This window comes from Clostridium sp. Cult2, from assembly GCF_021655075.1.
Taxonomy (GTDB): domain Bacteria; phylum Bacillota; class Clostridia; order Tissierellales; family Tepidimicrobiaceae; genus Schnuerera.
The window spans coordinates 1-2,745 of the sequence record NZ_PPXX01000024.1 but is presented as its reverse complement, the minus strand read 5'-3'; the positions used below and the strand labels follow the sequence as shown (position 1 = coordinate 2,745).

At 29.6% G+C, this 2,745-nt stretch carries 5 protein-coding genes; all 5 read left to right on the top strand.

Going from position 1 to position 2,745, the window contains the following annotated elements; translation table 11 throughout:
- The first annotated feature begins 287 nt into the window (after positions 1–287).
- The 5 genes from C3E90_RS02840 to C3E90_RS02820 all read left to right on the top strand — a co-directional run bounded on the left by C3E90_RS02840 (position 288) and on the right by C3E90_RS02820 (position 2,315).
- A complete protein-coding gene (locus C3E90_RS02840) occupies positions 288–440 on the top strand; it encodes a hypothetical protein (RefSeq protein ID WP_236914057.1) in 153 nt (50 codons plus the stop codon).
- Positions 441–557: 117 nt separating this feature from the next.
- Positions 558–971: a hypothetical protein gene (locus C3E90_RS02835; protein ID WP_236914056.1), complete on the top strand. Its 414-nt coding sequence runs from the start codon at positions 558–560 to the stop codon at positions 969–971.
- Between the two features lie 251 nt (positions 972–1,222).
- On the top strand, positions 1,223–1,378 hold the full coding sequence (locus tag C3E90_RS02830) for a hypothetical protein (protein WP_236914055.1): 156 nt from the start codon (positions 1,223–1,225) through the stop codon (positions 1,376–1,378).
- A complete protein-coding gene (locus C3E90_RS02825; protein WP_236914054.1) occupies positions 1,368–1,715 on the top strand; it encodes a hypothetical protein in 348 nt (115 codons plus the stop codon). The genes C3E90_RS02830 and C3E90_RS02825 overlap by 11 nt, the downstream gene beginning before the upstream one ends.
- A 282-nt stretch (positions 1,716–1,997) precedes the next feature.
- On the top strand, positions 1,998–2,315 hold the full coding sequence (locus tag C3E90_RS02820; protein ID WP_236914053.1) for a hypothetical protein: 318 nt from the start codon (positions 1,998–2,000) through the stop codon (positions 2,313–2,315).
- The last annotated feature ends 430 nt before the right edge of the window (positions 2,316–2,745 follow it).

The window sequence follows — 2,745 nt, the reverse complement described above, 5'->3', positions numbered from 1 at the left end:
AAGCAGTAGGTTTATTGTAGTTAAATCTACTGCTTTATTTATATATTTATTACTTTAATCTTAATTCTCATTATATTTTGATTGATAAATAAGTTTTGCTAGTAGAACTGATAAGGTGAACTCTATCACGAATAGTGGACAAGCTATGCGTTGTAGGGGAGACCTTTGGTCTCCTGTGTATGACTATTGTAAGTTGTTATTTAATGGTATAATACGTATAAGTATATAATGGCGTCATAAATTAGCGAGATACATAAAATATTATATTTGGAAGGTGTGGTATTAAAATGATTATATTAGGTATTGTAGCAACAATAATTGTTGGAGTATTTGGTTCTGCTATTGGATATGAAATGAATTTTGTTGAATTAGGAGCGATATTATCAATTGCCACTATGGGTGGATTTATTATGGCAGAAATCAGAAGAAATAAAAAATAATTATTGAATATGTGGTGGTATGTTGTAGTTAATGCACATTCTTTATATTTTACGTAGTAGTGGTAGAATTATACGGCACAAGGATAAGTATACTCTTATAATAGGGAGGGGAAAATTATGAAACAAGATAATAACATTTACGTAATTATTGAGGTCATTATATTGGCAGCGGTTCTATTAGTAGCATTTACTGTTTTAAATTCAGAATATCTATTTGTATGGGCTGCGCATAACTGGAAGTTCTATTTAGTTTTAAGTTCAATCGCTTTACTGTTTCTTTTCTTGAATAAGAGACTTGTTTCTGTATTTATGACTATAGGAATCACTGCTGGCATTTTTGTTGGAAACTATCTTGGAGCACTGATAAAGAGTTATAATGAAAGCAAGATTCTTGATGGTATGAAAGCAGAAGAAATATATAGACTTAGACATCATCCTGGATTTGAAATTTGGATTGGTATAATTCTATTGTTTATTGTAATTGGGGCTATCATGCAAATTACTGTCAAAAAGAAAAGAGGAAATATATAAATTATACTACAAGGGATTTCGTTATTAATTGATATAAGTTTTTATGTTGCACATTATATATATTTAACGTACAGTGATAGTATTATGCGTAGCAAAGAAAAATCTTATTATGAAGGGAGATAGGTTATTATGGTGAATAATGAGCAAAGAAGACAGGGTTTCCTAAAATTATCAGAATGCTATTGGAATTTCTTTTCACAGATGAAACCATTAATTCCAAGCTTTCAATAGAGAAAGTTGTTTGGGATACAATGCTTGAAAATAAAAGGGCTCAATATGTTTATGATAATAAAATTGGAGCTCGGAAAGTTGGAGTAAGAAAAGACTGTTGGAAAAACCAAAATGGCCAATTGAGAACTGCTGTTGACTATGAACTTAGTAAGGAGGACTTCTTTAATGCTAGATAATAAAGGTTTTGATTTATGGGCAGATGATTACGATAAAAGTGTTCAGTTAAGTGAAGAGGGTAATGAATATCCATTTGCAGGATATAAAGATGTCTTAGGTACTATATACAATATAGTTCATAGAAAAGAAAAAGCAAAAGTATTGGATATTGGAGATATAGCCTTTGAAACAAGAGGGCTGTTAGAGCAGTGTAAAGCAAAGTATGATAATTATTGGGATGATGAAGAAGTATATTTAGTATTTGATGAATTAAAAGAATTTTTCCCTAAAGAAGATATTATCTTTACAACTATATCCCATTGTGCAGGAATTATTCAGCTTAGAAAATTATCATAGCCTAAATTTATATAGAAAAGGCTATATTTAATAATGTTGCAATTAAAGCATTAGGTTTATGTAGTTAAACCTAATGCTTTAATTTTAGCAATCTATATTAACTATTAAGTACATCCTATTTATTTTGCTAGTAGAATTGATACGGTGAACCGTATCATAAATATTGGACAATCTATAGATAACAATAATAATAACATATTTATGTAAAATGAATATTATAGTATCGGGAATAAGGATTTACAAACTTATTCTTAAATTCGATTAAAAAAGGGATGTATTCCTATGTCAATGCCAGTTATTTCTCCATCTACGACTTCACCATGCCAAGCAATTACTGATTTACTTCAGTCTATTGCTCTTCAAGAAGCAGGGTTAGCTCATATAATTAATGCTGAAGGTGAGAAAATACAACAGGTTATAGAAATGGCTCAAGCTACAGATTCTACTGTTACCATTGATGATTTGATAGCTGTTAATCAATCTGTTTCAGATACTTTAACTAAAATCATTAAGATGGAAATGATGCTTGAATTTAAGCTAGAGGAAATTAATAGATTAGATTGTCCTAGCTGTTCTCCATGTCCTACAACTCCTGCATAAAAATTATTAGGGATATGGTATTTAAACTATATCTCTTTAATTATCTGTATAAAACAAAAATATTAACTAATGGTAATAATAGTTTAAGAAAAAAGAAAGTTTACGTTATACCTGTTACTATGAATTATACCATAAGTAAAATAAGTCGAATTAGATTGAGGGGGAGGAAATTGCCTTGAGTAGATTAATCCGTTACTCAAACTTGAGTGATTCGGATATTCTGGGCAAAATTCATTGAAGGGGATGAAGGAGAATTAGAACGGCTAATGTGTGAACTAACTCAACCTTTATAAATAGGCATGAATAGGTTTAAGAGATTCGAAATTAGGATAATAGAGACTGTAATAAATTTTGTGCTTTAAGTAAGTTTGATTACTCTGATCTGACAAGAAAATTTAGATTTAATTTAGATAATAATTTTTCAAATTTG

What these genes read in the sequence shown, in the direction of transcription:
- C3E90_RS02840 (WP_236914057.1), top strand. Translation starts at nt 288, where the DNA reads ATGATTATATTAGGTATTGTAGCAACAATAATTGTTGGAGTATTTGGT.
- C3E90_RS02835 (WP_236914056.1), top strand. Translation starts at nt 558, where the DNA reads ATGAAACAAGATAATAACATTTACGTAATTATTGAGGTCATTATATTG.
- C3E90_RS02830 (WP_236914055.1), top strand. Translation starts at nt 1,223, where the DNA reads ATGCTTGAAAATAAAAGGGCTCAATATGTTTATGATAATAAAATTGGA.
- C3E90_RS02825 (WP_236914054.1), top strand. Translation starts at nt 1,368, where the DNA reads ATGCTAGATAATAAAGGTTTTGATTTATGGGCAGATGATTACGATAAA.
- C3E90_RS02820 (WP_236914053.1), top strand. Translation starts at nt 1,998, where the DNA reads ATGTCAATGCCAGTTATTTCTCCATCTACGACTTCACCATGCCAAGCA.